Source organism: Mesorhizobium sp. WSM4819, assembly GCF_055811215.1.
Genome location: NZ_JBVVQO010000005.1, coordinates 15,625 through 41,747 on the forward strand (window position 1 = coordinate 15,625; position 26,123 = coordinate 41,747).

Here is a 26,123-nt window from a genome sequence, read left to right on the forward strand (position 1 = left end):
CGGAGCGTCGCTGTCCAGACTGGTCGGCAGGTCGGCATGGCATGTGGGCAAGCGCGGAAGGGCTTTGAAACTCCACATTGAAACGTCTAGAGCGACGCGCGTCCACTTGGACGCGCAAAGTACGCTCTAGCACCTTTAGTCGTCGCATCGTGCTTTCCGAAATCGATTCCGATTTTCGCGCCGATGCGATAGAGCGACGCGCGTCCACTTGGACGCGCAAAGTACGCTCTAGCACCTTTAATCGTCGCATCGTGCTTTCCGAAAATCGATTCCGATTTTCGGGCCGATGCGATAGAGTCATAGCGGCATCTCGCCCAGGGAGCTTCCATGATCCGTTATGTCCTGACCGCCGCGCTGGCGCTTTCGGCCACGCCCGTGTTCGCCAATGATTCGATCGCCGAATTGGGGACGGGCGGCCTGATCCTGTCGCGCAGCGACGCGGTCGCCATGGAAAGCGAGGACCTCTACATTTCGCCGGAAAAGGTGACGGTCGACTATGTCTTCCGCAACAACACCGACAAGGATGTCGATGCGATCGTCGCCTTTCCGATGCCTGACATCGAAGGCGATCCGAACGAGATGCCGGCAATTCCCGACGGCCAGAGCGACAATTTCCTCGGCTTCGAGGTGACGATCGACGGCGTGGCGGCAAAGCCGCAGCTCGAGCAGAAGGCATTTGCGCTCGGCATCGACATCAGTGCCGATCTCGAGTCGCAGAACGTGCCGTTCTACCCGTTCGGCGATGCGGCCAGGGCGGCATTGGCGAAGCTGCCGCAAGCGGTTGCCGACGACTGGGTCGACCGCGGCCTCATCATCGAGGATACCGCCGACGACGGGTCGGGCATGAAAACCGTCTATGTGCCGTTCTGGCAATTGCGCTCGACCTATTGGTGGCGCTCGACCTTTCCAGCCAACAAGGCAGTTCGCGTCGCCCATCGCTACAAACCCAGCGTCGGCGGCACCTCCTCGGTCAGCTTCTTCTATGACGGCCAGTTCCAGGGCCAATACGCCGCCTACAAGACCCGTTACTGCATGGACGGCACGTTCGAGAATGCGATTCGCAAGGCGGCGAAGGGCAATCCCGACGGCACTCCGAGATATTTCGAAAACCGCATCGCCTATGTCCTGACCACTGGCGGCAACTGGGCGACGGGCTTGATCGGCAAGTTCAAGCTGACCGTCGACAAGGGCGATCCGAAGAACCTGGTCTCGTTCTGTGGCGAAAACGTCAGGAAAGTCGGGCCGACGCGTTTCGAGATGACGGCAGAGAATTTCTACCCTGAGCACGACATCGACATATTGCTGCTGGCACCTTCGGGCGGGAGCGGCGGCTGATGGACGTCGCGATCTATGTCGCCATCGCCGAAAACGGTGTGATCGGGCGCGATGGCGGTTTGCCGTGGCGGCTTTCCAGCGATCTCAAGCGGTTCAAGGCCGACACGATGGGCAAGCCTGTCGTCATGGGTCGCAAGACCTATGAAGGCATCGGCCGGCCTCTGCCTGGCAGGCTCAATATCGTGGTGACCCGCGACAAGGCCTGGCGCGCCGAGGGCGTCGAAACCGTGCATTCGCTCGACGAGGCGATCCGCCTGGCGAAGGTGCGCGGGCGCCGCATGGCCGGCGCCGACGAAATCTGCGTCATCGGCGGCGGCGAGATCTATGCCCAGGCGCTGCCGCTGGCCGACCGCTTGCATGTCACCCATGTCCTTGCCGCGGTCGACGGCGACGCGCATTTCCCGCCGATCGACCCGGATTTGTGGCGCATCGGCCGGTCGCAGGACGTTCCGGCCGGTGAAAAGGATAGTCATGCGACACGCTATTCGGTTTACGAGCGACGCCGCGACGTGCATTGAGAGACGGTAAAGGGTCGCGACGGTCCAAAACGGGCGGTGACGACGACCGATCGCGTTGAAAGCGCGCCGTCGCATCCCTATAGAAGAACAACACCGGATTTTGCGTCGTCAGGCCGGCGCATGAGGGAGCGAAAGGACATTTATGCCCTGGAATGACAAAAGCGGCGGCGGCGGCCCATGGGGCGGCGGCAACAATCCAGGACCCTGGGGGCAGGGACCAAAGGGGCCTAGCGGTCCGCAGGGCTCGCCTCCCGATCTCGAAGACATCATCCGGCGCGGCCAGGACAGGTTGCGGCGTGCTTTGCCGGGTGGCGCTGGCGCCAGCCCAGCCGTGTTCGGATTGATCGCGGCGGCGCTTTTAGCGCTGTGGGCGTTCAAGGCGGTCTATACCGTGCAGCCCGACGAGGTTGCGGTCGAACTCAGATTCGGCGTGCCAAAGGCAGAGTTCTCCCAGCCCGGCCTGCATTTCCATTGGTGGCCCATCGAGACGGTCGAGACGGCCGTCATTGCCGAACAACTCGTCAACATCGGCGGCGGCACGGCCTCCGGCAACGGTTCAGGGCTGATGCTTTCGGGCGACCAGAACATCGTCAACGTCCAGTTCTCGGTGGCCTATCAGGTCTCCGATCCGAGGGCCTATCTGTTCGACGTGTCCGATCCCGACGGCATGCTGCGCCAGGTCGCCGAAAGCGCCATGCGCGAAGCGGTCGGTCGGCGGCCGGCGCAGGACATCTTCCGCGACGATCGCGAGGGCATTGCAGCGTCCGTGCGCGAAATCATCCAGACGACGCTGGACGGCTACAAGGCCGGCCTGAACGTCAACGCGATTTCGATCGAGGATGCCGCACCGCCGCGCGAAGTGGCCGACGCCTTTGACGAGGTGCAGCGCGCCGAACAGGACGAGGACAAGTTCGTCGAGCAGGCCAACCAGTATTCCAACCAGAAGCTCGGCCAGGCGCGCGGCGAGGCCGCACAGATCCGCGAGGAGGCGGCCGGCTACAAGAACCGGGTCGTGCAGGAGGCCGAAGGCGAGGCGCAGCGCTTCATCTCGGTCTATGACGAATACGCCAAGGCGCCGGATGTGACGCGCCAGCGGCTTTATCTGGAAACGATGGAGAGGGTTCTGAAGGATTCCAGCAAGGTCATTATCGAGCAAGGCAGCGGACCAGGGGTCGTTCCCTATCTGCCGCTGCCGGCATTGCAGCAGAAGGCGCCGGCGCCGGCGCCGGTGCTGGGAGGAAACCAGTGATGGCCAACCGTCTTCCCATCATCGCCGTCATCGCCGCGGTCGTCCTGTTCCTGCTCTATTCGTCGGTCTTCGTTGTCAATGCGCGCCAGCAGGCACTGGTGCTCAGGTTCGGCGAGATCGTCGACGTCAAGAGCCAGCCGGGCATCTATTTCAAGGCGCCGTTCGCCTTCTTCGATGCCGATAGCGTGCAGTTGATCGAAAACAGGGTGCTGCGCTTCGACCTCGACAACATCCGCGTCCAGGTTTCGGGCGGCAAGTTTTATGAGGTCGACGCCTTCATCGCCTATCGGATCTCGGATCCGCGCGTGTTTCGCTCCGCGGTGTCCGGCCAGATCGAGCTGGCCGAGGCACGCTTGAGGACGCGTCTCGACGCCGCCTTGCGCCGTGTCTACGGTCTGCGCGACTTCGAGGCGGCGCTCTCGGAAGAGCGAGCCGTGATGATGCGCGAAGTGCGCGATCAGCTGAGGCCCGACGCCACGTCGCTCGGCCTGCAGATCGAGGATGTCCGCATTCGCCGGACCGATTTGACGGCGGAAGTCTCGCAACAGACATATGACCGCATGAAGGCTGAGCGTCTGGCCGAAGCCGAGCGGCTGCGGGCGCGCGGCAACGAGGCGGCGCAGCGCATCAGGGCGCGTGCCGACCGCGAAGTGGTGGAGATCGTCGCCGAGGCACGCAGAGAGTCTGAAATCCTGCGCGGTGAAGGTGAAGCTCAACGCAGCGCCACCTTCGCGAACGCCTATCAGCGCGATCCGGCCTTCTTCGACTTTTACCGGTCGATGAATGCCTACGGCACGGCGCTGAACAGTACCGGGACGACGATGGTGCTGTCGCCGAATTCGGACTTCTTCCGTTTCTTCCGCAATCCCGCCGGCGCGGACACGCCGGCAGCGCCGGCTGCACCAGGAGCGCCTGGTGCAGCCGCTGTGCCCCGTGCACCCGCTGCACCGACAGCGCAGCCAGGCACCGGCCAGTAACGGCCGGTGCAGGACTTTCTGGCGGCAATAGGCCTGGTTCTCGCGCATGACCCCGAAAATCGGAATCGATTTTCGGAAAGGATCATGCGCCAAATCAAAGTGCTACAGCGTCCTTTGCGCGTCCAAAAGGACGCGCGGCGCTGTAGTGTCGAGGGCCTGGTCTATGGCGGCTTTCCCGGTCTCGCCAAGAAACTTGCCGGCGAGGTTCTGTCGATGCCGGAAAATACGCTGCGGGTCGCCGGGCTGATTGCAATCGCCGTTGGTGTCGGGCTCGTCTGGCTGGTGCGTGGTGGATGACGATGATTTCGGGATAACGGAGGATTTATCCTCCGCCGATAGCCATAGCCGCAAACGTGCCGTATTTCTTGCCAACATGGCTCGACGCAGCGTTTTCGGCGAGCGCTTTTCTTCTCAGAGACACCGGGAGACTTCTCGATGACATCCAACAGCTTTTTGCGCGCGGCGAGGCGGACATTCACCGCGGGTGCTGCAGCACTTTTTATCGGCGCCGCTACCGTCCCGTCGCTGGTGATGCCCGCGGCCGCCGACGACGGCCCGGCTTCGGTCGCCGATCTGGCGCAGGGCCTGCTCGGCGCCGTGGTCAATATATCGACCTCGCAGAGGGTGAAGGGCACGGAGGGCCCGGGCGCGGTGCCGATGCCGCAGCTTCCAGAGGGCTCGCCCTTCCAGGACTTCTTCGACGATTTCTTCAAGAACCGTCCCGGCGAACAGGGCAATCCCTCGCAAAAGGTGCAGTCGCTGGGCTCAGGCTTCGTGGTCGACGCCGAGCAAGGCATCGTGGTGACGAATAACCACGTGATCGCCGATGCCGACGACATCGAGGTGAATTTCTCCGACGGCGTGACGCTGAAGGCGACGCTGGTCGGTACCGACACCAAGACCGACGTGGCGGTGCTGAAGGTCGATCCGAAAGGGCACAAGCTGACGGCGGTGAGATTCGGCGATTCCAGCAAGATGCGCGTCGGTGACTGGGTGATGGCGATCGGCAATCCGTTCGGGCTCGGCGGCACCGTGACGGTCGGCATCGTCTCGGCCCGCAACCGCGACATCAATTCCGGCCCCTATGACGATTTCATCCAGACCGATGCCGCGATCAACCGCGGCAATTCCGGCGGGCCGCTGTTCAACAGCGCCGGCGAGGTGATCGGCATCAACACGGCGATCATCTCGCCGTCCGGCGGCTCGATCGGCATCGGCTTTTCCATTCCCTCGCAGCTGGCGTTGGGCGTCGTCGACCAGCTCCGCCAGTTCGGCGAGACGCGGCGCGGCTGGCTCGGTGTGCGTATCCAGCCGGTGACGGACGACATTGCCGAGAGCCTCGGCATGGCGACCGCCAAGGGCGCACTGGTCGCCGGCGTCATCAAGGGCGGGCCTGTCGACAACGGCACTATCCTGGCGGGCGACGTCATCATCAAGTTCGACGGCAGGGACGTCAATGAAATGCGCGACCTGCCGCGCGTCGTCGCCGAGAGCACGGTCGGCAAGGCTGTCGACGTGGTCATCGTGCGCAAGGGCGTCGAGCAGACCGTGAAGGTGACGCTTGGCCGGCTCGAAGATGGCGAAAAGCTTGCCAGCGGCGAGAACGGCAATACCGACAAGGACACTGGCGACGAGGCGCCTGCCGTCCCGACGGCGTCCGTGCTCGGCATGACCGTTGGCGACCTCAACGACGAGACGCGGACGAAATTCGGCATTGCCGCCGAAGTCTCCGGCGTCGTTATCACTGAAGTCGCCAAGGATTCGGCCGCTGCCGAACGCGGCATCCAGGCCGGCGAGGTGATCACCGAGATCGCGCAGGAATCGGTCGCCACGCCCAAGGATGTCATGGACCGGATTGCTGCGCTGAAGGAGCAGGGACGCAAGAATGCGCTGCTGATGCTGGCGTCGAAGAGCGGCGAATTGCGGTTTGTGACGATCCGAATGGACTGAGTCCCGGAGGCGCGTGCTGATGGTGTGTCGCTGAACCAGTGGATCGCGGTGGCGCAAAAGGTTGGAGCCGTGGAGACAGCGGCCGATTTCCTGCGTCGACGGGCTGGTAACGCATCGGGCGATGATTTCGCGAAAGTGCTCGATCGCGTCGGCGTCAAACCGCCGCAACCTGGCGACGAGCTTCCGTTTGAAAAGCGCTGATCAGGGCCGGCGCTGATCAGCGCCGATTTGCTCGCCAATCCGTGGCTGTCAGTCTGTAGAACACATGCCGCTTGAGCATGGCGTGGCTGTCCGGAATGCCGGGGTGGTCGAAATCGCTGGTCGGGTCGGCGGTCATGCCCAGGCGTTCCATGACGGCAGTGGACCGGCTGTTATCCCTGACGGCGAAAGAAACGATTTCCTCGAGGCCAAGCGTTTCGAAGCCATAGGCGAGCCAGGCTTCGGCTGCCTCGGTGACATAGCCATGGCCCCAGAATTCGGGCGCCAGCCGCCAGCCGATCTCGACGGTGCCGGCCGGCAGGAACGGCAAATCATCGGTGTCGAGGAGGCCGACGAAGCCGATGCATTGGCGCGTTTCAACTATCTCGGCGGCAGCGAAACCGTAGCCATCCTCGGCAATCCAGGCGCGGAACTCGTCCATCTTGGCGTCGGCCTGCGCGCGGTCGCGGCGAAACGGAAAGAACTCCATGACGCGCTCATCGGAGTTGATGCGGTGGAAGAGGTCGCGGTCGCGATCCTCCCAGTTGCGCAGGATCAGGCGCTCGGTGCGGATTGGCGTCACTCTGCAAATTCCTCCCGCCGGTAGCCCTGCAGATAGAGAAGCGCGGTGAGGTCGCCATGGTCGATGCGGAATTTTGCCTCCGCCGCCACGACATGCTTGGCATGAAGCGCCACACCGGTGCCGGCAAGGCGGATCATGTCGAGGTCGTTGGCGCCATCGCCGACAGCAATGGCGTCGGCGGTCGTCAGCCCGAGGCGCGCCGAAATCTCGAGCAGCGCATCGGCCTTGGCGGCGCGCCCCAGGATCGGCTCGGCGACCAGCCCGGTGAAGCGGCCATCCTGCTCGATCAGGCGGTTGGCGCGATTCTCCTGAAAGCCAAGCATGGCGCCGATGCGTGAGGTGAAGACGTTGAAGCCACCCGACACGAGTGCAGTCCAAGCGCCGTTGGCCCGCATGGTCTGGACAAGCGCGCGGCCACCGGAAGCCAGCGTCAGGCGATTGGCGATGATGCGGTCGACCACGGCAGTGTCGAGGCCTTTCAGCAGCGCCACCCGCTCGCGCAAGGCCGGCTCGAAAGCGATCTCGCCATTCATCGATCGCGCCGTGATGGCGGCGACGTAATCCTTGACGCCGATCTCGTCGGCGAGTTCGTCGATGCACTCCTGGTCGATAACAGTCGAATCCATATCGGCGATAAGGATTTTCTTTCGCCTGCCCTCGGGCCGCTGAACGATCACGTCAACCGGTTCGGGTGCAAGCACGGCGAGCAGGCTGGCGGTCGTTTCAGCGGCTTCGGCCGTCTCGGGCAGGGCGAATTCACAGGCGATGCCTTCGGCCAGCCAGTGAACAGTGCTTGCGCCGACCGACCGCGACGCCATATTCGCAAGCGCCGGCGACAATGCGAGACCGGCGGGATGGGATACAAGCGTGGCGATCAGCGGCATAAAAAATTCCGGCGGGCAGGCGGGCGAGAGCCGCGTTAAGAACGCGATCCTGATAGCCGGGCCGACCGCCAGCGGCAAGTCCGCCCTTGCGCTCGCTCTCGCCGAGCGCAACGGCGGCGTCATCGTCAACACCGATTCGATGCAGGTCTATTCGGTGCTCGACGTGCTGACGGCGCGGCCGACTGCTGCCGAACTCGCTCGCGTCCCGCATTTCCTCTACGGACATGTCCATCCCTCCACCGCCTATTCCACTGGCGCCTGGCTGCGCGACGTGATGAAGCTCATCGACGACGGCGCGTTCGTCGAACGGCCGGTCGGCACGTTCTTCGAACGGCCGGTGATTTTCGTCGGCGGCACCGGGCTTTATTTCCGGGCGCTTGCGGAGGGCATTTCGGAAATGCCCGACATTCCGCAGTCGATCCGTGATCGCTGGCGCTACGAACTCCAGGAGCAGGGCGCAGCCAAACTGCACCGTATCCTGCTGCGCAGGGATTCTGCAGCCGGCATGATGCTGAAGCCGACCGACGGCCAGCGCATCGTGCGGGCGCTGGAGGTGCTCGACGCATCGGGCCGTTCCATCCTGGAATGGCAGGCGGCGCGCGGCCGTCCACTGATCGACAGGGCCGGCACGCGCTTCCTTGTGATCGAGCCGGACCGAGCGGAGCTGGTGGAGCGGATCGAGGCGCGGTTCGACCGCATGCTGGAGAAGGGCGCCCTCGACGAGGTCAGGCAGATCACCGATCTTGGTCTCGATCCTGACTTGCCTGCGATGAAAGCCATCGGCGTTCGCGAACTCCAGGCCGCAATGGCCGGCGAGCTGAGTTTTCCCGAAGCGATCGAGCGCGCGAAGATCGCGACGCGACAGTATGCCAAGCGCCAGGCGACCTGGTTCAGGCATCAGTTGGGTCCGGAATGGCTGAGATTGCGCCCTGGTGATCGTGTGGAATCCACGATCTTGGATACCTTTTCGAGTGCAACCTGAAAAGTTGACTTTAAGGGAGGACCTCCCGTTGAAGTTGTCCCAATTAACCCTCCGTAAGGCCGTCAATGCCATAACGTCTTTGGGGTTTTGCAACGGGGAGCAGATGCGTTTTCACAAGGCGGAATCAGCCTTTTTCGTCTTCATCTTCGTGATCCTGGCCGCCGGCCTGGTGACGCTTCACGCCTATGGGCTTCTGCAGGCGCTCGCGGCGGAGATCACTACGCCTGCCGCGATCGAGAAGACCACTTATCTCAACAAGCTGTTGTTTGGGACCGGCGTCCTTTTGGCGACTGCCCTGTTCTTTGGCATTTTCTTCATCTACCCGCTGATCCGCAAGCAGGCGACGGAAGAAGGCAAGCTGCGCGCCATGACGGTTTCGCTCAGCGCCCGTTCGGAAACGCTGGAGCATGCGGCGCTGACCGACGGCCTGACCGGCATGCAGAACCGGCGTTATTTCGACGATGCACTGAAGGAATATCTCGAGGAATTCCGTCGCATCGACAAGCCGGTCGGGCTGATGATCCTTGATCTCGACCATTTCAAGCAGGTCAACGATACCCACGGTCATGACGTCGGCGACCAGGTGTTGCGGGCGGTCGCCAATTGTCTCAAGGACATGACGCGCTATCACGACGTGGTGGCGCGCCTGGGTGGCGAGGAGTTCGCGGTGGTCACGCCCAACATGGACGCCGAACTGCTGTCCAGGTTCGCCGAACGCATCCGCAAGGCGATCGCCAACATGTCGATACTATCGGGCAATGTCCGGCTGAAGATCACCACCAGCGTCGGTCTTGCCATCTGGGATCGCAAGGAAACCGCCGAAGAGTTCTATCGCCGCGCCGACCGTCAACTGTATGAGGCCAAGAGGCAAGGCCGCAACCGCGTCTGCGCCTGAAATCCCGGAGAAGAATTCATGAGGCCGGCCGACTGACGCAGCTTTCTCGACTTCCGGTGCTCATGGACTCAAATGTCCACTCCGCGCCGGGTTCTCGAAAGCCACGTCATTCGATCCGGCCTGATGAATTCCCTTCCGGGATTTGCACTGGTTTCCTAGGGTGACATAGTTTTAACTTTGGAAGCGCCTTAGTCTCACAGGCTAAAGCCGCCCGGCTCAATCGTTCTGCGAGCGCAGGCCGAAGGTTGCGGGTTTCAGGCCATAACGCATGTCGAAATCGTCGTCCGGCTGGGCGCGTGCGACAGTCGGGGCGGGCGGCTTGCGATAGTCGGGATCGCCGGCCTGCCGGCTTGAATCCACGACTTCGGCGAAGGCCATCGCCTGCTGCGGTTTTGGCACGTTGCGAAGCCTTTCGACGATCGCCACCAGATCGACATCATTGCCAAGCTTGGACGGCAAGGCTTCCTCGCGCTTGGCCGTGCCCGGGATCAGGCCCTCGGACAGTTTTTCGAATTTCATTCGCATGGTCGTCGCCACGCCTTCACCAAAGGCGATAGCTTCGCGCTGGCCCATCGAAGACAGGAATGCCAGTGTCGAGGCCGAGGAATCGGCGATCGCCGAGCGGATGATCGCCTGGTCCTGCTCGTTGGCGAGCCGCATCGCAAAAAAGGTCGAGCACTGCGACAGGATGGTGGGATCGAGTTCGCCCGGGCGCTGGGTGACGATGCCGAGATAACAACCATATTTGCGGCCTTCCTTGGCGATGCGCGACAGCGCGTGCCGGGTCGGCGCGAAACCAAGGCGCGGATCGGCCGGCATGTAGCGGTGCGCTTCCTCGCACAGCAAAAGCAGCCGCAGCCGGCCTTCGCTCCACAGCGCCAGGTCGAAGGCCAGACGCGCCAGCACCGAGCAGACGGAATTGACCACTTCCGACGGCATGCCTGCCATCTCGAAGCAGGTCACCGGGCGGCCGTGATGCGGCACGCGGAAGATGTTGCCGATCGTCTCGTGGATGGTGTCCTCGATCAGCCGCGAGTTGAACATGAAGCGGTAGCGCGGATCGGAGGCTGCCGATTCGATGCGCGTCTTCAGCGATTTGAGGGTGGGGCGGTCGTTCTTGCTTTCCAGCAGTCCCATGCGCTCGTCGACCTGCTTGATGAGATCGACAATGCGATAGGGCACCGGCGTGTCCGCGGTCAGCGCATCGCTGCCGCGCCTGAGATACGTGCCCGAATTCGGGTTGCGATAAAGGTTTTTGGCCGCGGGAATAAGATCGCGCAAGGCGTCCACCTCTTCCGGCACGATCTCTCGACCGCGAAACAGCACTTCGGCAAACTCCTCGAGCTTGAACATCCAGAAGGGCAGGTCCAGCGTCGCCGAATCGACCCTGACGCAGTGCTCTGGCAAGGACGCGGCGAACTCGTTGTGCGGATCGAGGATGAGAACGCGCAGGTCGGGTCGAGCGGCGATCGACTTGCGCAAAAGCAGCGAGACGGCGGTGGATTTGCCGACGCCGGTGGTGCCGACAATGGCGAAATGGCGCGCCAGCGTGTCGTCGATAGCGATGTTGGCGTCGATCGCCTCATCCTGTGACAGCGTGCCGATGGTGATCGAGTGACGCCCGGCCAGGTCATAGACCGCCTGCAGGTCGCGGCTGCGGATGCGGTGGGCAATGGCGCCGATATGCGGATAGGTGGTGATACCGCGGTCGAAAACCGGTTTGGCGCCGGGCTCGGCGCCGTCGCGCACCTCGCCGATGAGCTCGATACTGACCTCGATCGGGTTCTGGCCCTCATCGTGCCAGGCGCGATCCGACTTGCCGACCGCGTAGACCAGCCCGACGGTCCGCGTGTTGCCAAGGTTGATGGAGATCATCTTGCCGACGCTCCAATGGCCGGTGACCGTGCCTACGATATCGGCGGCATGGGCGCTGATGGTGGCGCGCGCGCCGTCGCACTGGACGACATTGCCCAGAACGCGCTTGTCGCTCTGCTCCGCCTTGCGGCGCTCCTGCAATGTCGGCTCTCCAACGGAGGCGTCGCGGTCGACGAACATGGACAGGCTGTTCCCCATTTCCCTTCCCAATTTTCCCCAAGGCGATCGACCTTACGCCGACGCGGTTAAGGGGGGGTGAGGTCGGATGGTGTAGGGACGATTAAGCCGGTCGCGAAAATTGAACCGACCGGCGGCGAGTCCCGGCGACAGCCTTGAACTTCTATCCCGCGTGATGGACCTGCTGCAGGCCGTAGACCGGCGTCGCGATGCCCTCGTGCCGTGCTTTCAACTGCAGCGACAGGAACTGCGAGTAGTGGCGTGACTGGTGCAGATTGCCGCCGTGGAACCACAGCGCTTCCTGTTGCGTCGGCTTCCACATGTTGCGCTGCTCGCCCTCCCAGGGACCGGGATCCTTGGTGGTGTTCGAGCCGAGCCCCCAGCATTTCCCGACTTTGTCGGCGACCTCTTTCGAGATCAGCTCCGCCGCCCAGCCGTTCATCGAACCGTAGCCGGTGGCATAGACGACGACATCGGCCGGCAGCTCGGTGCCGTCGCTGAGCAGGACCGAATGTTGCTTGATCTCGGTCACGTCGACGCCGCTCTTCAGCTTGATGGCGCCGTCGATGATCAGCTGGGAGGCGCCGATATCAATATAGTAGCCGGAACCGCGCCTGAGATATTTCATGAACAGGCCCGAACCGTCGTCGCCCCAGTCGAGCATGAAGCCAGCTCTTTCCAGGCCCTCGTAGAAGGCGGCATCACGCTCCTTCATCTTCTCGTAGAGCGGGATCTGGAATTCGTGCAGGATCTTGTAGGGCAGCGAGGCGAAGATGAGATCGGCCTTGGCGGTGGTCATGCCGTTTTGCACGGCCTGCTCCGAATAAAGGGCTCCGAGCCCGATATCCATCAGCGTGTCGGATCTGACGATGTGCGTGGTCGATCGCTGCACCATGGTGACGTCGACGCCGGCTTCCCAGAGTGCGGCGCAGATATCATGCGCGGAATTGTTCGACCCGATGACGACGACTTTCTTGCCAAAGCAGCTGTCTGGACCGGGATGTTTCGAGGAATGGTGCTGATCGCCCTTGAAATTCTCCATGCCTTTGAACTGCGGGATGTTGGGCCGGCCCGACATGCCGGTGGCCAGCACCAGCTGCTTCGGCTTCAGCGTGATGTCCTTGCCGTCGCGATGGACGACGACCGTCCATTCCTTCTTCTGATCGTCATAGGTGGCGCTCTTGGCCGGCGTGGAGGACCAATAGTTCAGCTCCATGACCTTGGTGTACATTTCCAGCCAGTCGCCGATCTTGTCCTTGGGCGAGAAGACCGGCCAGTTCCGAGGAAAGTCGATATAGGGCAGATGGTCGTACCAGACCGGATCGTGCAGGCAGAGCGACTTGTAACGCTTGCGCCATGAATCGCCGGCACGCTCGTTCTTCTCGACGATGATGGTCGGCACGCCGAGCTGCCTCAACCGGGCACCGAGCGCGATGCCGCCCTGGCCGCCGCCGATGATCAGCGTGTTGGGTTGATTGACAAAGCCGAGTTCGGTCGCCTCCTTTTCGCGCTCTTCCTTCCAGGTCGGCCGGTTTTTGCCGTGACCGTGCTTGGCACCCATCGGCCGGGCGAAGCCCGCGGGTTCCTCATGGCCCTTCAGCTCGACCATAGTGGTGAGCAGCGTCCAGATCTTGCCGTTCCTCAGCCGGATATGGCCGAAGCCGCGCGCAACCTCCGTTTCGAAACTGATCCAGCCTTCGAGCAGCCCGTCGCTCTCCGTGGCGTCTTCGCCTTTCGCAAGCGCCCAGTTCGATGGCTTTATCGTCGCCAACTGGCTCATCAGCATATCGCGCACCTGGTCGCGACCTTCCATGGTCTTGATGTTCCAGGTGAAGGTCACCAGGTCGCGCCAGTAGCAGTCTTCCTGAAAGCACCCGACCGCTCCGTCGATGTCGCCGGCGGCGAGCGCTGCGGTGAATTGGTCGAGCAGGTCGGATAGTTTCTTGGCTGGGGCCTTGTCGAGCATCGAATTTCCTCCCGTGAAGTGCTGGTCGTCGTCGCGGCGTGCCGGACCCTCCCAGGCCGGTCGACCGGAGTATCGCGGCAAACTGCGTGCCGCGTCACGTCGTCAAATAGTTTGGCGCGGTTTCAATGGCTTATCGCGATGATCGCGGACACTGATCCTGCCGGTGGTCGTACGGAACGGTGGTTCGAGGCGATGGGTGCAACCGGGCCTGCCGGATACGGTCAATTGGCTCGAACCGCCCGGCATCGTGCATATTCGCCGTTGACAGCGGCGCAAAACCAATTCTATTGTCCGCCACCATGAAAACGGCACTCATTCTCGTAGTAGGAAAGCGTATGGGCAAGGCGGTGTAACCGCCGGGCGAACCCCCCCATGCGCAGACACAGGCTCCCTCGGGGGCCTTTTTTATTGCCCGAAACACGACTAAACGACCAGCAATCGCCCGATGGCGGACAATACGGGACCAGACCGATGAGCAGTGGACAGAACGAACGGCGCGAAATGACCGGAGCCGAAATGGTGGTGCAGGCGCTGAAGGACAATGGCGTCAAGCATGTCTTCGGCTATCCGGGCGGCGCAGTTCTCCCGATCTATGATGAAATCTTCCAACAGGACGAGGTCGAGCACATCCTCGTCCGTCACGAGCAGGGTGCCGGTCATGCGGCGGAGGGCTATGCGCGGTCGACCGGCAAGGCCGGCGTCATGCTGGTGACATCGGGGCCGGGCGCCACCAACGCGGTCACGCCGCTGCAGGATGCGCTGATGGATTCGATCCCGCTGGTCTGCCTGACCGGTCAGGTGCCGACCTCGCTGATCGGCTCGGATGCGTTCCAGGAGTGCGACACGATCGGCATCACGCGGCCCTGCACCAAGCACAATTGGCTGGTGAAGGATGTCAACGAGCTCGCGGCGATCATCCATGAGGCCTTTCACGTCGCGACGACAGGACGCCCCGGTCCGGTCGTCGTCGATATCCCGAAGGACGTGCAGTTCGCCAAGGGCACCTATGTGCCGCCGCAGACGGCGCCGCGCACCAGCTATCAGCCCAAGGTCCAGGGCGATCTGGACAAGATCAAGGCGGCGGTCGAGCTGATGGCCAACGCGAAAAGGCCGATCCTCTATACCGGCGGCGGTGTCATCAATTCCGGCCCGGAAGCCAGCCATTTGCTGCGCGAACTGGTCGACCTGACCGGCTTCCCGATAACCTCGACGCTGATGGGGCTTGGCGCCTATCCGGCTTCGGGCAAGAACTGGATGGGCATGCTCGGCATGCACGGCACCTATGAAGCCAACATGGCGATGCATGATTGCGACGTCATGGTCTGCATCGGCGCGCGCTTCGACGACCGCATCACCGGCCGGCTCAGCGCGTTCTCGCCGAATTCGAAAAAGATCCATATCGACATCGATCCGTCGTCGATCAACAAGAACGTCCACACCGATGTGCCCATTATCGGCGATGTCGGCCGGGTTCTGGAGGATCTGGTGCGGCTGTGGCGGGCCACCGCCAGGGCCGACAAGAAGGCGCTGCACCCATGGTGGGAGCAGATCGCGAAATGGCGGGCGCGGGATTCGCTTGCCTACAAGATGAACCACGACGTCATCATGCCGCAATATGCCGTGCAGCGGCTCTATGCGCTGACCAAGGACATGGACACCTACATCACCACCGAGGTCGGCCAGCACCAGATGTGGGCGGCGCAACACTATCATTTCGAGAAGCCGAACCGCTGGATGACCTCCGGCGGGCTCGGCACGATGGGCTACGGCCTGCCGGCGGCGCTCGGCGTGCAGATTGCGCACCCGGATGCGCTGGTCATCGACATTGCCGGCGACGCCTCGGTGCAGATGACGATGCAGGAGATGAGCGCCGCGGTGCAGCACGAGGCGCCGATCAAGATCTTCATCCTCAACAATCAGTATATGGGCATGGTGCGGCAGTGGCAGCAGCTTCTGCACGGCAACCGGCTGTCGCATTCCTACACCGAGGCGATGCCGGATTTCGTCAAGCTTGCCGAAGCCTATGGCGGCCACGGCATCCGCTGCGAGAAGCCGGACGAGCTGGACGACGCCATCAAGGAGATGATCTCGGTGAAGAAGCCGGTGATCTTCGACTGCCGGGTCGCCACGCTTGCCAACTGCTTCCCGATGATCCCGTCGGGCAAGGCGCATAACGAGATGCTGCTGCCGGACGAGGCGACCGACGAGGCGGTGGCCAACGCCATCGACGCCAAGGGCAGGGAACTGGTGTAACCCCTAACGCCCGAGCCGAGGCAGGGCTGTCGGAAGAAGCCGTGCGGAAACAGAAAAACAGCTCAAAGTTTGAAAACGAGATTCATGTCATGAACGCACAGCACCTTCAACCCACGGGTTCCGCCTACTTCATCGCCAAGGAGACGGAAAGACCGGAAATCCACACGCTTTCCGTGCTGGTCGACAATGAGCCGGGCGTGCTTGCCCGGGTCATCGGCCTGTTTTCCGGCCGCGGCTACAATATCGAGAGCCTGACCGTGTCCGAAACCGAGCACGAGAAGCATCTGTCGCGCATCACCATCGTGACGCGCGGCACGCCGCATGTGCTGGAGCAGATCAAGCACCAGCTCGAGCGCATCGTGCCGGTGCACCGTGTCGTCGACCTCACCGTGCGCTCGCATGAACTCGGCCAGGAACGGCCGCTGGAGCGGGAACTCGCGCTGGTGAAAGTGGCCGGCACCGGCGAGGGCCGCGTCGAGGCGCTGAGGCTGGCCGATGCCTTCCGCGCCAGCGTCATCGACGCCAACACCGAGCATTTCATTTTCGAGATCACCGGCAAGGGCTCCAAGATCGACCAGTTCATCGCCATCATGAAGCCGCTCGGCCTCGTCGAGATCTGCCGCACCGGCGTGGCGGCGATGAATCGCGGCCCGCAAGGGATGTAGGCAGCGTCAAACGTGTCGCGTTGCTGGCGATCCTGATCGTCAGCCTCATGCCGGAACGTGTTGAGTCGACTGGAAGGAAGCCAATGTCTTTCGATGCATTCCTTGCCCTGCTGGTCTATGCCTTCGTGACTTCGATCACGCCGGGTCCGAACAACTTCATGCTTCTGGCTTCCGGCGTGAATTTCGGTTTTGCCAAAACCATTCCGCACATGCTGGGCATCAGCATCGGCTTCCTCGTGCTGTTGCTTGCCGTCGGCTTCGGTCTTGGCGCGGTTCTGATTGCGTTGCCGGTTCTCGACACTGCATTGAAGATCGCTGGCGGCGTCTATCTGCTCTATCTCGCCTGGAAGATCGCCATGTCGCGTTCGCTCAGCAGCAAGGGCGAGGCCAAGGCGCGACCGATGCGCTTCATCGATGCGGCAGCGTTCCAGTGGGTCAACCCCAAGGCGTGGGTGATGGCGATCACCGCCATGGCCGTCTATGCCGTTCCGGAGCATCCATTTCTGTCGGTGGCGCTGGTTTCGATAGCCTTCACCGTCGTCAACCTGCCGAGCGTTTCGGTGTGGGCAGGTTTCGGCACGGCGCTGCGCGGTTTTCTGTCGGACCCGGTGCGGCTGAAATGGTTCAACATCGCCATGGGCGTGCTGCTGGCAGCGACACTGTGGCCGATGCTGCGGTAGCTGCCGTTTTATTGTGCACTGCACATTAAATCTTCGTAATCCCGGGTTTTGGCTCTTTTTTGCCCTCGGCGCCCTCTATCTATTGGTGAAACCGCGGCACGAGGCTGCGAGTTATACCCAGACATGACCACCGAACCACGGCGTGTCGGATGGAAGGTCTTTGACGATGCGGGGAAAGATCGTGCTTGCGATGCTTGCGGTCGCCTGCCTTGTCACGGCTGGGCTCTATCTTTCGCCCGCGGCAACGGACAAGGTCCGGCAGATACTGTCAGCGGGTCAGGCGGCGCCTGACAAACCGGCGGCCGCCGCGAATGCCGCACGTGCGACCGCGGTGGTTGCCGCCGCCGCTTCGACGGCCGATTTCCCGATCCGGCGCTACGCCATCGGCTTTGTATCCTCGCCCGCCGTGGTCAGCGTGAATGCGCGGATCTCGAGCCAGATCACATCGATCGCCGTCAAGGACGGGCAGATGGTGAAGGCCGGCGACCCTCTGTTCTCGCTGGACGACCGCGCGCTGAAGGCGCAATTGGCCCGTGACCAGGCGACGCTCGCCAAGGACCAGGCGCTGCTTGCCAGTGCGACGGCCGATCTTGAGCGTGCCAAGGCTCTTGTCGCCAGGCAGGCCGGCACGCAGCAGACCTATGACCAGGCGATCGCCGCGCAGAAGTCCGCCGCGGCCACGGTCGATGCCGACAGAGCAACGATCGATGCGGACGAGGTCCAACTCAGCTTTGCCACGATCACGGCGCCGATTTCCGGCAGGCTGGGTACGATCAGCGTCGCGATCGGCGATCTCGTCACCACCAACAGCGGCAGCAGCACGTCGGCCCCGCTGGTGACCATCACCCAGATGGACCCGTTGCGGGTGGACTTCAATCTTCCGGAAAGCGATCTTGCCCTTTTGCACACAGCGCTGGCGGCGCCAAGGCAGGCCGCAGTCACGCTGACCAGGGACGGCGACCCGACCCCGATCGGCAAGGGGACCCTCGATTTCGTCGATTCCAGCGTCGACACCGCCTCCGGCACGATCGCAGCGCGGGCCAGCGTGCCCAACCCCGATCTTTCGCTGTGGCCGGGCCAATATGTCAATGTCGTGCTCGACGCCGGCATCATGCCGCAAATGACGTCGGTTCCCACGGTAGCGGTGCAGCCTAGCCAGAAGGGGCCGTTCGTCTATGTGATCAAGCCCGACAACACGGTGGAGGTGCGGCCCGTCCAGGTCGCACTGACCGAAGGCGATAACAGCGCCATCGGCGAGGGGCTGAAAAGCGGCGAAAATGTCGTCGTCGAAGGCCAGGCAAGGCTGAAGGACGGCGCGCCGGTCCGCGTAGGCGAGGCCGGAGATCAGGCGTCTCCCAAGGTTGCCGAGGCTGGCGAGGCGGATGGGACGCGGCCATGATCTCCGAATTCTGCATCCGCAGGCCTGTCGCCACCCTGCTCATGTCGTTTGCGCTCGTGCTGGGCGGGCTGTTCGCTTACAAGTTCCTGCCGGTGGCCGCTCTGCCGAGCGCCGAGTTTCCGTTGGTCAACGTCTCGGCCTCGCTGCCCGGCGCCTCGCCGGAAACCATGGCGACCTCGGTGGCAACGCCGCTGATCAAGCATTTCACCACCATCGCCGGCATCGATTCGATCTCGACCACCAACTCGCTCGGCTCGACCTCGATCGCCATCCAGTTCGTGCTTAACCGCGATATCGATGCGGCCGCCGCCGACGTGCAGGCGGCGATCGCGCGAACGCAGCGGCAATTGCCGCCCGAGATGACCAGCCCGCCGAGCTACCGCAAGGTCAATCCGGCCGATGCGCCGATCCTGCTGATGTCGCTGGTCAGCGACACGGTTCCGCTAACCGATCTCGATGCTTTTGCCGAGAATGTGATGTCGCCGTCGCTGTCGACGATCGAAGGCGTGGCGCAGGTCTCGATCTTCGGCCAGCAGAAATACGCGGTGCGCGTCCAGATCGATCCGACGGCGCTCGCCGCACGCGGTATTTCGATCGACCAGCTGCAGACGGCGATCGCCTCGGCCAACAGCAACACGCCGCTCGGCGTGCTGCAGAACGACAAGCAGCAGCTGACGATCACCGCCAATACGCAGCTGAACAACGCGGCGGGATTTTCCAACATCATCATAGCCACCAGGAACGGCCGTCCGGTGCGGCTCGGCGAGGTGACCCGCGTCATCGATTCCGTCGAGACCACGACGACGGCAAGCTGGTACGACGGCACCCGCGCGATCATCATGGCGGTGCAGCGTCAGCCCGATGCCAACACCGTCGACGTCGTCGACCGCGTCAAGGCAATGCTGCCGTCCTTCCAGGATCAAATGCCGGCGGCGGCCAGCATCCAGTTGCTCAACGACCGCTCGACGTTGATCCGCGAGGCGGTCGACGACGTGCAGTTCACGCTGCTGCTGACCGTTGCGCTGGTGGTGATGGTGATCTTCCTGTTCCTGCGCCGGGTAACGGCGACGATCATCCCGGCGGTGGCGGTGCCGATCTCGCTGATCGCCACGCTCGGCGCCATGTTCCTGTTCGGCTTTTCCATCGACAACATCTCGCTGATGGGGCTGACGCTGGCGGTCGGCCTTGTCGTCGACGACGCGATCGTCATGCTGGAGAACATTTTTCGCCACATGGAGGAGGAGGGACTCTCGGCCTTCGACGCGGCCCTCAAGGGAGGGCGCGAAATCGGCTTCACCATTATTTCGATCTCGATCTCGCTGGTCGCTGTGTTCATCCCCGTGCTTTTAATGGGCGGAGTGATCGGCCGCATCTTCAACGAATTCGCGGTGGTGGTGACGGTCGCCATCCTGGCCTCGATGTTCGTGTCGCTGACGCTGACGCCGATGCTGTGCTCGCGGCTTTTGTCGGTGAAGGCCGAGCGCGAAGCGGCGCAGGGCGAATGTCACAGGCATAATTTCTTCATGCGGGGTTATGACCAGCTGCTGACCTTTTGCCTGCGGCACAGTTTCCTGGTTTTTCTCGTCTTCGTTGGGACGGCCGCACTGTCGGCCTGGCTGATCCAGACCTCGCCGAAGGGCTTCTTCCCGCAGGAGGATATCGGCCAGATTTCGGTGACGACCACCGCGCGCCGGGACATCTCGTTCGACGCCATGGTGAAGCTGCAGGGGCAAGTGGCTGATGTCTTTACCCATTCACCCTATGTCTCGCATGTCGGGTGGTCGGTGGGCAGCGGAGACAACGCACTCAACCAGGGCCGGCTCTATGTGCAGTTGAAGGACAAGGACCAGCGCCCCGATATCGACAAGGTGCTCTCGGATCTGCGGCGGCAGCTGGCCAATGTCCCCGGCATCGAAACCTTCATGCAGCCAGTGCAGAACCTGCGGCTAGGCGCGCGCGCTTCGGCCAGCGCCTATCAGCTCGTCGTGCAGAGCCTCGACATCGGCGCGGCGGACAGCTGGGCGCAGAAGCTCACCGACGCGATGGCCGCGGACCGTAGCGCCTTCACCGACGTCACCAATGATTTGCAGAACAACGCCCTGCAGGCGTCACTGGTGGTCGACCGCGACAAGGCAGCGACGCTCGGCGTCGACACCGATACGTTGCGCTCCAGCCTCTATGGCGGTTTCGGCACCGAGCAGGTGTCGACCATCTTCGGTTCGGCCGACAGCTATGAGGTGATCATGGAGCTCGACCCGAGGATCGAGTGGTCGCCGGAAAGGATGCTGGCGATCAAGGTGAGGACGGCCAGCGGCAGCCTGGTGCCGCTCGGCGCCTTTGCCCGCGTCGATCGGACCGCCGGCGCCCTGACCGTCAATCAGCTCGGCCAGCTTCCGGCAGTGACCATCTCCTACAACCTGCCGCAGGGCGTCGCGCTCGGCGACAGCGTGACCCGTATCGATGCGCTGAAGGAAAAGATCGGCATGCCGGCGACGATCTCGACCAATTTTTCGGGCACGGCGAAAACTTTTCAGGATTCGCTTGCGAACCAGGGCCTGCTGATCGCCGGCGCGATCCTGACCATCTATATCGTCCTCGGCATCCTCTACGAGAGTTTTATCCATCCGCTCACCATCCTGACCGGACTGCCGTCGGCGGTGCTCGGCGCGCTTGTTGCACTGCGGCTTGCGGGGATGGACCTGTCGGTGATCGCGGTCATCGGTATCCTGATGCTGATCGGCATCGTCAAGAAGAACGGCATCATGATGATCGACGTCGCGCTCGAACTCAGGCGCGAGGGGATGTCGCCGCTCGAGTCAATTCACAAGGCCTGCTTGATGCGCTTCCGGCCGATCATGATGACGACGCTGGCGGCACTGATGGGCACGATCCCGATCGCGCTCGGCACCGGCGCCAGCGCCGAACTGCGCCAGCCGCTCGGCGTGGCGGTGGTCGGCGGCCTCGTCGCTTCGCAAGCGCTGACGCTGTTCGTCACGCCGGTCATCTATGTCTACATGGAGCATTTTTCGGGCTGGCTTGTCGGGCTGTGGCCGAAGCGCCGGCACGAGCAGCCACCTGTCGAGGCCGTCGACCAGCCGTCGCTGTTCGAGAACGGAGAAGCGTTGCAGGGCGAGCCGCACAAGGCGGCGGCCGAATAGAAGCCGACGGGCTGGCCCAAACCGCGGCGCTTGCGGTGGAACGCTTGCAGCCGTAATTTACGGCCATGTCCCACGATCATAATCACGACAACGAGCTTGATCCTTTTGCCGCCCGGGTGCGCGCACTGGAGACGATCCTCACCCAGAAGGGGCTGATCGATCCGGCCGCGATCGACGTGATCGTCGACACCTATGAGACAAAGATCGGTCCGCGCAACGGCGCCAAGGTGGTGGCGAAGGCGTGGGTCGAGCCGGACTTTGCCGTTTTGCTGAAACGCGACGCGACGGCGGCGATCGGCTCGCTCGGCTACACCGGCCGGCAGGGCGAGCACATGCAGGCCGTGTTCAACACGCCGGACACGCACAACCTCGTCGTCTGCACGCTGTGCTCCTGCTACCCGTGGTCGGTGCTCGGCCTGCCGCCGGTCTGGTACAAGGCGCCGCCCTATCGTTCGCGCGCGGTCATCGATCCGCGCGGCGTGCTCGAGGAATTCGGGCTGACCTTGCCGGCAACGACAAAGATCCGGGTGTGGGATTCTACCGCCGAGCTGCGTTACCTGGTCGTGCCGATGCGGCCGAAGGGCACCGACAGCTGGAGCGAGGAGCGGCTGGCGGATCTGGTGACGCGCGACGCGATGATCGGCACCGGACTGGCGCGGGAGCCGGCATGAACGGGCCGCAGGATCTCGGCGGGCAGATGGGGTTCGGGCCGGTCGCACCCGAAAAGGACGAGCCCTGTTTCCATGCCGCCTGGGAAAGGCGGGCGCTTGGCGTGACCTTGTGCGCGGGCGCCATGGGCGCCTGGACCATCGACGAGAGCCGGCATGCGCGGGAATTGCTGCATCCCGCCGACTATTATGGCTCGAGCTATTATGAGATCTGGATCAAGGCGCTCGAAACCTTGCTGAAGCGACATGGTTTTGTCAGCGACCGCGATCTGGCCGCGGGCAAGGCGGTCGACCCTGCCGCGACGCCAAAGCGGGTGCTGAAGGCCGAAAACGTGCCGGCAGTGTTGGCCAAGGGCGGCCCATGCGACCGGCCGATCGCCGCGCCGGCCCGGTTCAAGGCAGGCGATATGGTGCGGACGAAGAATTTCCATCCGACCGGCCACACAAGGTTGCCACGCTACGCACGCGGCAAGCAGGGAACGATCGAGGCGGTGCGCGCTGGTTTTGTCTTCCCTGACACCAATGCACATGGCCAAGGCGAAAACCCGCAATGGGTCTATACGGTGGTTTTTGAGGGCGCCGAGATTTGGGGCGAGGGCGCCGACCCGACGCTGACCGTGTCGATCGATGCCTGGGAGAGCTATCTTGAGCCGGCGTGAGGCGAAGTCAGCCACCGCCACGCTGCCGGCGGATGCGCCGGTATTCGCCGAGCCGTGGCAGGCGGAAGCCTTCGCCATGACGGTTGCGCTGCACGACAAGGGCCTGTTTTCCTGGAGCGAATGGGCGGACGCCTTGTCCGCCGAGGTCAAGCAGCCTGGTGCCGCAAGCGATGGCCACGATTATTACGAGCACTGGCTGGCGGCGCTGGAAAATTTGCTGTCGGCAAAAGGCGTTGCCGGCAAGGGCGACGTCGATGCGCTCGCTGCCGCCTGGGAACGCGCCGCGCATGCAACGCCGCACGGCAAGCCGATCCTGCTCGAGAACGATCCCAGCCCGGCCGAAGGTCGTGGCGGCCCGACCGAAGGTCGTGGCGGAACGGCCGGCTAAACCGTCTCGAATCATGCTTGTTCTCTTTACGTTCTGATCCTTGCCTGTTAAATTGCGCGGTGCGGCCGGCCGCCGATGATCGTTGGCGGCCTTGTCTTTCCCTCGCGAATCCGGTCTCTCGCGCTGATGGAATTCTCTCCTCAACAGGACGATGCGCTAAAAGCGGTCGCCACCTGGCTCAAGACCGGAAAGCCGCAGCTGTTCCGGTTGTTCGGCTATGCCGGCACCGGCAAGACGACGCTGGCGCGCTATTTCGCCGAGCATGTCGACGGCCAGGTGCAGTTCGCTGCCTTCACCGGCAAGGCGGCGCAGGTGCTGCGTTCCAAGGGCGCGGTCAATGCCCGCACTATCCATTCGCTGATCTATCGGCCGAAGGGCGAGGAGACGGTTTCGGACGAGGTGACCGGCAAGACGTCGATGTCGCCGACCTTTTCGCTCAACCGGCAAAGCCCGATCTCGCGGGCCAAGCTCGTCGTCATCGACGAATGCTCGATGGTCGACGAGCAGCTTGGCCGCGACCTGTTGAGTTTCGGCACGCCAATCCTGGTTCTCGGCGATCCCGGCCAGTTGCCGCCGATCTCGGGCGGCGGCTTCTTCACCGAGCATGAACCGGATATTCTGCTCACCGAGATCCACCGGCAGGCGCGCGACAACCCGATCATCCGGCTGGCGCTCGACGTGCGCGAGGGTCGCGAATTCATGCGCGGCGACTATGGCGCGGCGCAGGTGATCGGCAAGGAAGACGTCACCCAGGAGCTGGTGCTGAAGGCGGACCAGGTGCTGGTCGGCACCAACAGGACGCGGCGCCGCTACAATCAGCGGTTGCGCGAGCTGAAGGGGTTCAATGCCGACTATCCACAGGCCGGCGACAAGCTCGTCTGCCTGCGCAACGACCCGGCCAAGGGACTGCTCAACGGCTCGCTGTGGAAGGTGATGACCTCGTCGCGCGAGACGGTGAAACCCGGCATCAATCTGCTGGTCTCCCCGGAGGAGGACGATCCGGACCGCGGCGTCGCCAAGATCAAGCTGCTCAAGGCGGCGTTCGAGGACCCGGACGCCGACATTCCCTGGCAGCAGAAAAAACGCTTCGACGATTTCGACTATGGCTACGCGCTGACCGTGCACAAGGCGCAAGGCTCGCAGTGGAACGAGATCGTGCTGTTCGACGAAAGTTGGGCGTTCAAGGAAACCCGCCAGCGCTGGCTCTACACGGCAATCACGCGCGCGGCGGAACGGCTGACGATCGTCAGATAGCCCGGTCGAGCAGCCCCCATGGACCAGGAATCCGGGACTGGCACGGGGTCGACCTGCGTCAGCGTGGGGCCAGCGGTGTGGCGTTGAGCCATTCCCAGGCGGATGCTTCGTCCTTTGCCTCGAAATGCCTGAGCTCGACGGCTGAGGAAGCAGGCAGCACGCTCTGTGCGCTGGGTACCCAGTTAGGCTCGCCGAGCGCAGCGCAGCGGCCGACATGCTCCACGGCATGGGCCGTGCCCTGTTCAAGCGTTTCGTCCGACACATCGGCCCAATCGACGCCTTCATGGTCGATCAGGCGCACCAGCACATCGATTTTCGGGTGCAGCGCGTAGGCCGCCTCCAGCAATCCGAACAGGTTTTCCGCATCGGCCGCCGTGACATGGCCGACGACGTCGATGGCGAACAGGTCGTCGCGGTCGGTGTCGATGCGGCGAACCGCCGGCACGTCTTCAAGATAATTCACGGGTCTTCCTCTTGCTGGATATTACACGTCCCTCTGGAACACCGAAAACCCCCTGTCTGTTCCCGCCAAAGGCGGTATAGATGGCCGCGATTATGTCCGGACCCGAGAAGCCATGCCTGCAAAACTCTCCGTCAATCTCAATGCCATCGCCATGCTGCGCAACCGGCGCGACCTGCCGTGGCCAAGCCTCATCGGGCTCGGGCGCCTGGCGCTGGCCGCGGGCGCGCATGGCCTGACCGTGCATCCGCGGCCCGACGAGCGGCACACCAGGCATTCCGACCTGCCGGAGATCAGGGCGCTGATCGACGACGAATTCCCCAAGGCAGAGTTCAACATCGAGGGCTACCCGAGCGAGGATTTCCTGGCGCTCGTGGAAAAGCACCAGCCGGAGCAGGTGACGCTGGTGCCCGACGACCCTGCCCAGGCCACCTCCGACCATGGCTGGAACTTTGCCGCCGAGGCGGCGTTCCTGACACCGATCGTCAAACGGCTGAAGAAAGGGGGCTTTCGCGTGTCGTTGTTTTCCGACCCGGATCCGTCAGGCATGAACGCCGCGCGCGACACCGGCGCCGACCGGATCGAGCTCTACACGGGGCCGTATGGCAGCTTTCATTCCGATTCGGCAAAAGCGGCGAATGAGCTGGAAAGATTGGGAAAAACCGCGGATGCAGCACTTGCCGCCGGGCTTCAGGTCAATGCGGGCCACGATCTGGTGGTGAACAACCTGCCGGCATTGGCAAAACGCATCCCGACATTGGCCGAAGTGTCGATCGGACATGGGTTGACAGCCGATGCGTTGGAGTATGGCATGGCCGGTACGGTCAAAAGATTTCTGAAGGCTTGTGGGTGGTAGAGATGGAAGCCTCGCTTTGCGGACATGGCAGCCATCACGTTGGGGCACTTGATATTGCATCGCAGCAAGCGTAGAGCACCGCGCGCTTATCGGA

24 protein-coding genes are annotated in these 26,123 nt (G+C 63.1%); 19 read left to right on the forward strand and 5 right to left on the reverse strand.

Annotated features, from left to right (window positions below):
* Window positions 1–327 precede the first annotated feature (327 nt).
* The 7 genes from AC0L18_RS06610 (at window position 328) to AC0L18_RS06640 (ending at window position 6,230) form a co-directional block, all read left to right on the forward strand.
* Window positions 328–1,335 (forward strand): DUF4424 domain-containing protein, encoded by a 1,008-nt coding sequence (locus AC0L18_RS06610; RefSeq protein ID WP_473491176.1) that lies wholly within the window; start codon window positions 328–330, stop codon window positions 1,333–1,335.
* Window positions 1,335–1,853 (forward strand): dihydrofolate reductase, encoded by a 519-nt coding sequence (locus tag AC0L18_RS06615; protein WP_473491177.1) that lies wholly within the window; start codon window positions 1,335–1,337, stop codon window positions 1,851–1,853. The genes AC0L18_RS06610 and AC0L18_RS06615 overlap by 1 nt, the downstream gene beginning before the upstream one ends.
* 142 nt (window positions 1,854–1,995) lie before the next feature.
* Window positions 1,996–3,102 (forward strand): FtsH protease activity modulator HflK, encoded by a 1,107-nt coding sequence (hflK, locus tag AC0L18_RS06620; RefSeq protein WP_473491179.1) that lies wholly within the window; start codon window positions 1,996–1,998, stop codon window positions 3,100–3,102.
* Complete coding sequence (gene hflC, locus AC0L18_RS06625; RefSeq protein WP_473491180.1) at window positions 3,102–4,079, forward strand: protease modulator HflC; 978 nt, start codon at window positions 3,102–3,104, stop codon at window positions 4,077–4,079. Before hflK ends, hflC begins: the two co-directional genes overlap by 1 nt.
* Window positions 4,080–4,163: 84 nt before the next feature.
* On the forward strand, window positions 4,164–4,376 hold the full coding sequence (locus AC0L18_RS06630) for a DUF2065 domain-containing protein (RefSeq protein ID WP_287056277.1): 213 nt from the start codon (window positions 4,164–4,166) through the stop codon (window positions 4,374–4,376).
* A 138-nt stretch (window positions 4,377–4,514) separates the two neighbouring features.
* Complete coding sequence (locus AC0L18_RS06635) at window positions 4,515–6,029, forward strand: DegQ family serine endoprotease (protein ID WP_473491182.1); 1,515 nt, start codon at window positions 4,515–4,517, stop codon at window positions 6,027–6,029.
* Between the two features lie 24 nt (window positions 6,030–6,053).
* A complete protein-coding gene (locus tag AC0L18_RS06640) occupies window positions 6,054–6,230 on the forward strand; it encodes a hypothetical protein (RefSeq protein ID WP_473491184.1) in 177 nt (58 codons plus the stop codon).
* 16 nt (window positions 6,231–6,246) lie between these two features.
* Here the strand turns inward: AC0L18_RS06640 and AC0L18_RS06645 are convergent, their stop codons facing one another.
* Window positions 6,247–6,810 carry a GNAT family N-acetyltransferase gene (locus tag AC0L18_RS06645; RefSeq protein WP_473491185.1) on the reverse strand — a complete coding sequence of 188 codons (564 nt, stop codon included), beginning with the start codon at window positions 6,808–6,810 and terminating at the stop codon, window positions 6,247–6,249.
* Window positions 6,807–7,694: a phosphoserine phosphatase SerB gene (gene serB / locus AC0L18_RS06650; RefSeq protein ID WP_473491186.1), complete on the reverse strand. Its 888-nt coding sequence runs from the start codon at window positions 7,692–7,694 to the stop codon at window positions 6,807–6,809. Before serB ends, AC0L18_RS06645 begins: the two co-directional genes overlap by 4 nt.
* Between serB and miaA the strand changes: the two genes are divergently transcribed.
* Together miaA and AC0L18_RS06660 are read left to right on the forward strand one after the other, a co-directional pair.
* Window positions 7,684–8,676 (forward strand): tRNA (adenosine(37)-N6)-dimethylallyltransferase MiaA, encoded by a 993-nt coding sequence (gene miaA / locus AC0L18_RS06655; RefSeq protein WP_473491385.1) that lies wholly within the window; start codon window positions 7,684–7,686, stop codon window positions 8,674–8,676. The genes serB and miaA overlap by 11 nt on opposite strands.
* 103 nt (window positions 8,677–8,779) lie before the next feature.
* The gene (locus AC0L18_RS06660) at window positions 8,780–9,571 is read left to right on the forward strand and encodes a GGDEF domain-containing protein (RefSeq protein WP_027154966.1); all 792 of its coding nucleotides are present in this window, start codon (window positions 8,780–8,782) and stop codon (window positions 9,569–9,571) included.
* Between the two features lie 216 nt (window positions 9,572–9,787).
* Here AC0L18_RS06660 and AC0L18_RS06665 read toward each other — a convergent pair whose 3' ends face one another.
* Both AC0L18_RS06665 and AC0L18_RS06670 read right to left on the reverse strand, forming a co-directional pair.
* Entirely contained in the window at window positions 9,788–11,626 is a 1,839-nt protein-coding gene (locus tag AC0L18_RS06665) for an ATP-binding protein (RefSeq protein WP_473491386.1), read from the reverse strand.
* 160 nt (window positions 11,627–11,786) lie between these two features.
* The gene (locus tag AC0L18_RS06670; RefSeq protein ID WP_473491187.1) at window positions 11,787–13,589 is read right to left on the reverse strand and encodes an NAD(P)-binding domain-containing protein; all 1,803 of its coding nucleotides are present in this window, start codon (window positions 13,587–13,589) and stop codon (window positions 11,787–11,789) included.
* A gap of 471 nt (window positions 13,590–14,060) precedes the next feature.
* Here AC0L18_RS06670 and AC0L18_RS06675 point away from each other — a divergent pair, with 471 nt between their 5' ends.
* The 9 genes from AC0L18_RS06675 (at window position 14,061) to AC0L18_RS06715 (ending at window position 24,713) form a co-directional block, all read left to right on the forward strand.
* On the forward strand, window positions 14,061–15,842 hold the full coding sequence (locus tag AC0L18_RS06675) for an acetolactate synthase 3 large subunit (protein WP_287290879.1): 1,782 nt from the start codon (window positions 14,061–14,063) through the stop codon (window positions 15,840–15,842).
* A gap of 89 nt (window positions 15,843–15,931) precedes the next feature.
* On the forward strand, window positions 15,932–16,507 hold the full coding sequence (ilvN, locus tag AC0L18_RS06680) for an acetolactate synthase small subunit (RefSeq protein WP_091594244.1): 576 nt from the start codon (window positions 15,932–15,934) through the stop codon (window positions 16,505–16,507).
* Between the two features lie 83 nt (window positions 16,508–16,590).
* On the forward strand, window positions 16,591–17,187 hold the full coding sequence (locus tag AC0L18_RS06685) for a LysE family translocator (protein ID WP_473491188.1): 597 nt from the start codon (window positions 16,591–16,593) through the stop codon (window positions 17,185–17,187).
* 166 nt (window positions 17,188–17,353) lie between these two features.
* A complete protein-coding gene (locus tag AC0L18_RS06690; protein WP_473491189.1) occupies window positions 17,354–18,586 on the forward strand; it encodes an efflux RND transporter periplasmic adaptor subunit in 1,233 nt (410 codons plus the stop codon).
* Window positions 18,583–21,744, forward strand: a complete 3,162-nt coding sequence (locus AC0L18_RS06695; RefSeq protein WP_473491190.1) for an efflux RND transporter permease subunit — start codon at window positions 18,583–18,585, stop codon at window positions 21,742–21,744. The genes AC0L18_RS06690 and AC0L18_RS06695 overlap by 4 nt, the downstream gene beginning before the upstream one ends.
* A 65-nt stretch (window positions 21,745–21,809) precedes the next feature.
* Window positions 21,810–22,415: a nitrile hydratase subunit alpha gene (nthA, locus tag AC0L18_RS06700; RefSeq protein ID WP_473491191.1), complete on the forward strand. Its 606-nt coding sequence runs from the start codon at window positions 21,810–21,812 to the stop codon at window positions 22,413–22,415.
* Window positions 22,412–23,071: a nitrile hydratase subunit beta gene (gene nthB, locus AC0L18_RS06705; RefSeq protein WP_473491193.1), complete on the forward strand. Its 660-nt coding sequence runs from the start codon at window positions 22,412–22,414 to the stop codon at window positions 23,069–23,071. The genes nthA and nthB overlap by 4 nt, the downstream gene beginning before the upstream one ends.
* Window positions 23,058–23,459 carry a nitrile hydratase accessory protein gene (locus AC0L18_RS06710; RefSeq protein WP_473491194.1) on the forward strand — a complete coding sequence of 134 codons (402 nt, stop codon included), beginning with the start codon at window positions 23,058–23,060 and terminating at the stop codon, window positions 23,457–23,459. Before nthB ends, AC0L18_RS06710 begins: the two co-directional genes overlap by 14 nt.
* 126 nt (window positions 23,460–23,585) lie before the next feature.
* Window positions 23,586–24,713: an ATP-dependent DNA helicase gene (locus AC0L18_RS06715; protein WP_473491388.1), complete on the forward strand. Its 1,128-nt coding sequence runs from the start codon at window positions 23,586–23,588 to the stop codon at window positions 24,711–24,713.
* Window positions 24,714–24,771: 58 nt separating this feature from the next.
* On the opposite strand, the gene AC0L18_RS06720 is transcribed toward AC0L18_RS06715, so the two are convergent.
* Window positions 24,772–25,176: a SpoIIAA family protein gene (locus AC0L18_RS06720; RefSeq protein WP_473491195.1), complete on the reverse strand. Its 405-nt coding sequence runs from the start codon at window positions 25,174–25,176 to the stop codon at window positions 24,772–24,774.
* Between the two features lie 112 nt (window positions 25,177–25,288).
* On the opposite strand from AC0L18_RS06720, the gene AC0L18_RS06725 reads away from it, so the two are divergent.
* Window positions 25,289–26,029, forward strand: a complete 741-nt coding sequence (locus AC0L18_RS06725) for a pyridoxine 5'-phosphate synthase (protein WP_236377034.1) — start codon at window positions 25,289–25,291, stop codon at window positions 26,027–26,029.
* Window positions 26,030–26,123: the final 94 nt, after the last annotated feature.

What these genes read in the sequence shown, in the direction of transcription:
- AC0L18_RS06660 (WP_027154966.1), top strand. Translation starts at nt 8,780, where the DNA reads ATGCGTTTTCACAAGGCGGAATCAGCCTTTTTCGTCTTCATCTTCGTG.
- hflK (WP_473491179.1), top strand. Translation starts at nt 1,996, where the DNA reads ATGCCCTGGAATGACAAAAGCGGCGGCGGCGGCCCATGGGGCGGCGGC.
- AC0L18_RS06635 (WP_473491182.1), top strand. Translation starts at nt 4,515, where the DNA reads ATGACATCCAACAGCTTTTTGCGCGCGGCGAGGCGGACATTCACCGCG.
- AC0L18_RS06665 (WP_473491386.1), bottom strand. Translation starts at nt 11,626, where the DNA reads ATGTTCGTCGACCGCGACGCCTCCGTTGGAGAGCCGACATTGCAGGAG.
- AC0L18_RS06695 (WP_473491190.1), top strand. Translation starts at nt 18,583, where the DNA reads ATGATCTCCGAATTCTGCATCCGCAGGCCTGTCGCCACCCTGCTCATG.
- AC0L18_RS06685 (WP_473491188.1), top strand. Translation starts at nt 16,591, where the DNA reads ATGTCTTTCGATGCATTCCTTGCCCTGCTGGTCTATGCCTTCGTGACT.
- ilvN (WP_091594244.1), top strand. Translation starts at nt 15,932, where the DNA reads ATGAACGCACAGCACCTTCAACCCACGGGTTCCGCCTACTTCATCGCC.
- AC0L18_RS06610 (WP_473491176.1), top strand. Translation starts at nt 328, where the DNA reads ATGATCCGTTATGTCCTGACCGCCGCGCTGGCGCTTTCGGCCACGCCC.
- nthA (WP_473491191.1), top strand. Translation starts at nt 21,810, where the DNA reads ATGTCCCACGATCATAATCACGACAACGAGCTTGATCCTTTTGCCGCC.
- hflC (WP_473491180.1), top strand. Translation starts at nt 3,102, where the DNA reads ATGGCCAACCGTCTTCCCATCATCGCCGTCATCGCCGCGGTCGTCCTG.
- AC0L18_RS06675 (WP_287290879.1), top strand. Translation starts at nt 14,061, where the DNA reads ATGAGCAGTGGACAGAACGAACGGCGCGAAATGACCGGAGCCGAAATG.
- serB (WP_473491186.1), bottom strand. Translation starts at nt 7,694, where the DNA reads ATGCCGCTGATCGCCACGCTTGTATCCCATCCCGCCGGTCTCGCATTG.
- AC0L18_RS06630 (WP_287056277.1), top strand. Translation starts at nt 4,164, where the DNA reads ATGCGCCAAATCAAAGTGCTACAGCGTCCTTTGCGCGTCCAAAAGGAC.
- nthB (WP_473491193.1), top strand. Translation starts at nt 22,412, where the DNA reads ATGAACGGGCCGCAGGATCTCGGCGGGCAGATGGGGTTCGGGCCGGTC.
- AC0L18_RS06715 (WP_473491388.1), top strand. Translation starts at nt 23,586, where the DNA reads ATGGAATTCTCTCCTCAACAGGACGATGCGCTAAAAGCGGTCGCCACC.
- AC0L18_RS06670 (WP_473491187.1), bottom strand. Translation starts at nt 13,589, where the DNA reads ATGCTCGACAAGGCCCCAGCCAAGAAACTATCCGACCTGCTCGACCAA.
- AC0L18_RS06690 (WP_473491189.1), top strand. Translation starts at nt 17,354, where the DNA reads ATGCGGGGAAAGATCGTGCTTGCGATGCTTGCGGTCGCCTGCCTTGTC.
- AC0L18_RS06725 (WP_236377034.1), top strand. Translation starts at nt 25,289, where the DNA reads ATGCCTGCAAAACTCTCCGTCAATCTCAATGCCATCGCCATGCTGCGC.
- AC0L18_RS06615 (WP_473491177.1), top strand. Translation starts at nt 1,335, where the DNA reads ATGGACGTCGCGATCTATGTCGCCATCGCCGAAAACGGTGTGATCGGG.